The 5,229-nt window shown below is 57.0% G+C and carries 3 rRNA genes; all 3 read left to right on the top strand.

Going from position 1 to position 5,229, the window contains the following annotated elements:
- The first annotated feature begins 23 nt into the window (after positions 1-23).
- The 3 genes from D5S19_RS02290 (at position 24) to rrf (ending at position 5,163) form a co-directional block, all read left to right on the top strand.
- Positions 24-1,545, top strand: a 16S ribosomal RNA gene (locus D5S19_RS02290).
- Between the two features lie 284 nt (positions 1,546-1,829).
- Positions 1,830-4,956 (top strand): 23S ribosomal RNA (locus D5S19_RS02295).
- A gap of 90 nt (positions 4,957-5,046) precedes the next feature.
- Positions 5,047-5,163: ribosomal RNA gene (rrf, locus tag D5S19_RS02300) — 5S ribosomal RNA — on the top strand.
- Together the 16S, 23S and 5S rRNA genes form the textbook arrangement of a ribosomal RNA operon.
- Positions 5,164-5,229: the final 66 nt, after the last annotated feature.

Here is a 5,229-nt window from a genome sequence, read left to right on the forward strand (position 1 = left end):
TGTAGTCTGGATTGACTCATTCATTGTTGGAGAGTTTGATCCTGGCTCAGGACGAACGCTGGCGGCGTGCTTAACACATGCAAGTCGAACGCTGAAGCATCTTCGGGTGTGGATGAGTGGCGAACGGGTGAGTAACACGTGGGTAATCTGCCCTGTACTTTGGGATAAGCCTGGGAAACTGGGTCTAATACCGGATATGACTGCCTTGGGCATCCAGGGTGGTGGAAAGTTTCGGCGGTACGGGATGAGCCCGCGGCCTATCAGCTTGTTGGTGGGGTGATGGCCTACCAAGGCGACGACGGGTAGCCGGCCTGAGAGGGTGACCGGCCACACTGGGACTGAGACACGGCCCAGACTCCTACGGGAGGCAGCAGTGGGGAATATTGCACAATGGGCGGAAGCCTGATGCAGCGACGCCGCGTGAGGGATGACGGCCTTCGGGTTGTAAACCTCTTTCGCGCACGACGAAGCGAGAGTGACGGTAGTGCGATAAGAAGCACCGGCTAACTACGTGCCAGCAGCCGCGGTAATACGTAGGGTGCGAGCGTTGTCCGGAATTATTGGGCGTAAAGAGCTCGTAGGCGGTTTGTCGCGTCGGCCGTGAAATCTGGAGGCTTAACCTTCAGCGTGCGGTCGATACGGGCAGACTTGAGTTCGGTAGGGGAGACTGGAATTCCTGGTGTAGCGGTGAAATGCGCAGATATCAGGAGGAACACCGGTGGCGAAGGCGGGTCTCTGGGCCGATACTGACGCTGAGGAGCGAAAGCGTGGGGAGCGAACAGGATTAGATACCCTGGTAGTCCACGCTGTAAACGTTGGGCGCTAGGTGTGGGCGACATTCCACGTTGTCCGTGCCGTAGCTAACGCATTAAGCGCCCCGCCTGGGGAGTACGGCCGCAAGGCTAAAACTCAAAGGAATTGACGGGGGCCCGCACAAGCGGCGGAGCATGTGGATTAATTCGATGCAACGCGAAGAACCTTACCTGGGCTTGACATGCGCCAGACATCTCCAGAGATGGGGCTTCCCTTGTGGTTGGTGTACAGGTGGTGCATGGCTGTCGTCAGCTCGTGTCGTGAGATGTTGGGTTAAGTCCCGCAACGAGCGCAACCCTTATCCTATGTTGCCAGCGCGTCATGGCGGGGACTCGTGGGAGACTGCCGGGGTCAACTCGGAGGAAGGTGGGGATGACGTCAAGTCATCATGCCCCTTATGTCCAGGGCTTCACACATGCTACAATGGCTGGTACAGAGGGTTGCGATATCGTGAGGTGGAGCGAATCCCTTAAAGCCGGTCTCAGTTCGGATCGCAGTCTGCAACTCGACTGCGTGAAGTCGGAGTCGCTAGTAATCGCAGATCAGCAACGCTGCGGTGAATACGTTCCCGGGCCTTGTACACACCGCCCGTCACGTCATGAAAGTCGGTAACACCCGAAGCCCATGGCCCAACCCCGTCAGGGGAGGGAGTGGTCGAAGGTGGGACTGGCGATTGGGACGAAGTCGTAACAAGGTAGCCGTACCGGAAGGTGCGGCTGGATCACCTCCTTTCTAAGGAGCACAACACATCCCAACCCCGCGGGGTTGGGGGTGGCCTGGATTTGGTGCCCGAGTGTGGTGCTGTTCTGGTTGCTCAAGGAATTGTGGAACTACTGGTTATCACCGGCCACGGTGGTGGATGCGGGTGTTAGTACTGGCTTCTGTGAGGGTCGTGGAAAGCGTGGGCGGGTGTCGGGTGGTGGGTTGTTTGCTAGGCACTGTTGGGTTCTGAGGCAACGCATTGTTGTTTCTGGTGTGGTGTTTGAGAACTGTAGAGTGGATGCGAGCATCTTTGTGGTCAAGTTGTTAAGGGCACATGGTGGATGTCTTGGCTTCAGGAGCCGATGAAGGACGTGGGAGGCTGCGATATGCCTCGGGGAGCTGTCAACCGAGCTGTGATCCGAGGATTTCCGAATGGGGAAACCCAGCACCAGTGATGTGGTGTTACCTGCCGGTGAATATATAGCCGGTGTGGAGGGAACGCGGGGAAGTGAAACATCTCAGTACCCGTAGGAAGAGAAAACAACCGTGATTCCGTGAGTAGTGGCGAGCGAAAGCGGAAGAGGCTAAACCGTGCACATGTGATAGTTGTCAGGCGTTGTGTGTGCGGTGTTGTGGGACCCAATGTCGAGGATCTGACAGTCCTTGGAATGATCGCGCGTGTTAGTGGAACCGTTTGGGATGGCGGACCGGAGTGGGTGAGAGTCCCGTACGCGAAAACATGTCGTTGATTGTTTGGTTGGTGTTCCCGAGTAGCAGCGAGCTCGTGGAATTTGCTGTGAATCTGCCGGGACCACCCGGTAAGCCTAAATACTTCCTGGAGACCGATAGCGGACGAGTACCGTGAGGGAAAGATGAAAAGTACCCCGGGAGGGGAGTGAAAGAGTACCTGAAACCGTGTGCCTACAAGCCGTCAGAGCCCTGTGGGGTGATGGCGTGCCTTTTGAAGAATGAGCCTGCGAGTTAGTGCTGCGTGGCGAGGTTAACCCGGGTGGGGTAGCCGTAGCGAAAGCGAGTCTGAAGAGGGCGTTGATAGTCGCGTGGTCTAGACCCGAAGCGGAGTGATCTACCCATGGCCAGGCTGAAGCGCGGGTAAGACCGTGTGGAGGGCCGAACCCACTTAGGTTGAAAACTGAGGGGATGAGCTGTGGGTAGGGGTGAAAGGCCAATCAAACTCCGTGATAGCTGGTTCTCCCCGAAATGCATTTAGGTGCAGCGTCGCATGTTTCACCACGGGGGTAGAGCTACTGGATGGTCTAGGGGCCTTACCGGGTTACCGAAATCAACCAAACTCCGAATACCGTGGTGTGAGAGTGTGGCAGTGAGACGGCGGGGGATAAGCTTCGTCGTCGAGAGGGAAACAGCCCAGAACACCAGCTAAGGCCCCTAAGTGTGTGCTCAGTGGGAAAGGATGTGGGATTGCCCAGACAACCAGGAGGTTGGCTTAGAAGCAGCCATCCTTGAAAGAGTGCGTAATAGCTCACTGGTCAAGTGGTCCTGCGCCGACAATGTAGCGGGGCTTAAGCACACCGCCGAAGCTGTGTCACTCACACGATACATCGGCTCAGCCTTTCGGGGTTGTGTCTAGTGGTGTGGGTGGGTAGGGGAGCGTCCTGCATCCAGTGAAGCGGCGGCGTGAGCCAGTCGTGGAGGGTGTGGGAGTGAGAATGCAGGCATGAGTAGCGAATGCAGAGTGAGAAACTCTGCCGCCGGATGACCAAGGGTTCCTGGGCCAGGCTAATCCGCCCAGGGTAAGTCGGGACCTAAGGCGAGGCCGACAGGCGTAGTCGATGGACAACGGGTTGATATTCCCGTACCCGAGCATGTGCGCCCATGGCGAGGCGGTTGATACTAACCACCTGAAGCTGCGCGACGATGTCTTCGGACGGAGTGGTGTGTGTGGAGCGTGGGATCTGATTCCGTAGTAGTCAAGCGATGGGGTGACGCAGGAAGGTAGCTCCGCCAGTGAGTGGTTGTACTGGTGTAAGCGTGTAGGCCGTCATGTAGGCAAATCCGCATGGCATTGAGGCTGAGACGTGATGCGTAGCCGTTTGAGGTGAAGTGGGTGATCCTATGCTGTCGAGAAAAGCCTCTAGTGAGTGCATGCACGGCCCGTACCCCAAACCAACACAGGTGGTCAGGTAGAGAATACTGAGGCGATCGGGTGAACTGTGGTTAAGGAACTCGGCAAAATGCCCCCGTAACTTCGGGAGAAGGGGGGCCATGCATCTTGAAGCCCTGTGCGGGTGGAGGGGTGGGTGGCCGCAGAGACCAGCGGAAAGCGACTGTTTACTAAAAACACAGGTCCATGCGAAGTCGCAAGACGATGTATATGGACTGACGCCTGCCCGGTGCTGGAACGTTAAGAGGACCGGTTAACTCTCCTTGTGGGGGTGAAGCTGAGAATTTAAGCGCCAGTAAACGGCGGTGGTAACTATAACCATCCTAAGGTAGCGAAATTCCTTGTCGGGTAAGTTCCGACCTGCACGAATGGCGTAACGACTTTCCGGCTGTCTCGACCACAGGCCCGGCGAAATTGCATTACGAGTAAAGATGCTCGTTACGCGCGGCAGGACGGAAAGACCCCGGGACCTTTACTATAGTTTGGTATTGGTTTTCGGTTCGGCTTGTGTAGGATAGGTGGGAGACTGTGAGGCTGGCACGCTAGTGTTGGTGGAGTCGTTGTTGAAATACCACTCTGGTCGGATTGGGAATCTGAACCTACGCCCATGATCTGGGTGAGGGACAGTGCCTGATGGGTAGTTTAACTGGGGCGGTTGCCTCCTAAAGGGTAACGGAGGCGCCCAAAGGTTCCCTCAGCCTGGTTGGCAATCAGGTGTTGAGTGCAAGTGCACAAGGGGGCTTGACTGTGAGACTGACAGGTCGAGCAGGGACGAAAGTCGGGACTAGTGATCCGGCACCTCCTGGTGGAAGGGGTGTCGCTCAACGGATAAAAGGTACCCCGGGGATAACAGGCTGATCTTGCCCAAGAGTCCATATCGACGGCATGGTTTGGCACCTCGATGTCGGCTCGTCGCATCCTGGGGCCGGAGTAGGTCCCAAGGGTTGGGCTGTTCGCCCATTAAAGCGGCACGCGAGCTGGGTTTAGAACGTCGTGAGACAGTTCGGTCCCTATCCGCCGCGCGCGTAGGATACTTGAGGAAGGCTGTCCCTAGTACGAGAGGACCGGGACGGACGGACCTCTGGTGTGCCAGTTGTCACGCCAGTGGCATGGCTGGTTGGCTATGTTCGGAAGGGATAACCGCTGAAGGCATCTAAGCGGGAAGCCTGTTCCAAGATGAGGTATCCCACCCCTTTGTGGGTTAAGGCCCCCAAGAGACGATTGGGTTGATAGGCCAGAAATGGAAGCACAGTAATGTGTTGTCGAGTTGACTGGTACTAATAGGCCGAGGACTTGCCCACGAAGAGGCTACGCATCCACTCTACGGTTCTGAAACACCACACCAGCACCACCCCGGGCAGGGGTGGTGGGTGTGTGTTGTTTCGGAGTGTTTCGGTGGTTTTAGCGTCAGGGAAACGCCCGGTCCCATTCCGAACCCGGAAGCTAAGCCTGACAGCGCCGATGGTACTGCAACCGAAGGGTTGTGGGAGAGTAGGACACCGCCGAACTCAACCTAGACAGGTCAGGCCCCGGTCGAGAACCCCCACAAGGGCTCTCCCGGGGCCTCCCTGCAT

This window comes from Amycolatopsis panacis (genome assembly GCF_003600245.1).
GTDB classification, from domain to species: Bacteria; Actinomycetota; Actinomycetes; order Mycobacteriales; family Pseudonocardiaceae; genus Amycolatopsis; species Amycolatopsis sulphurea.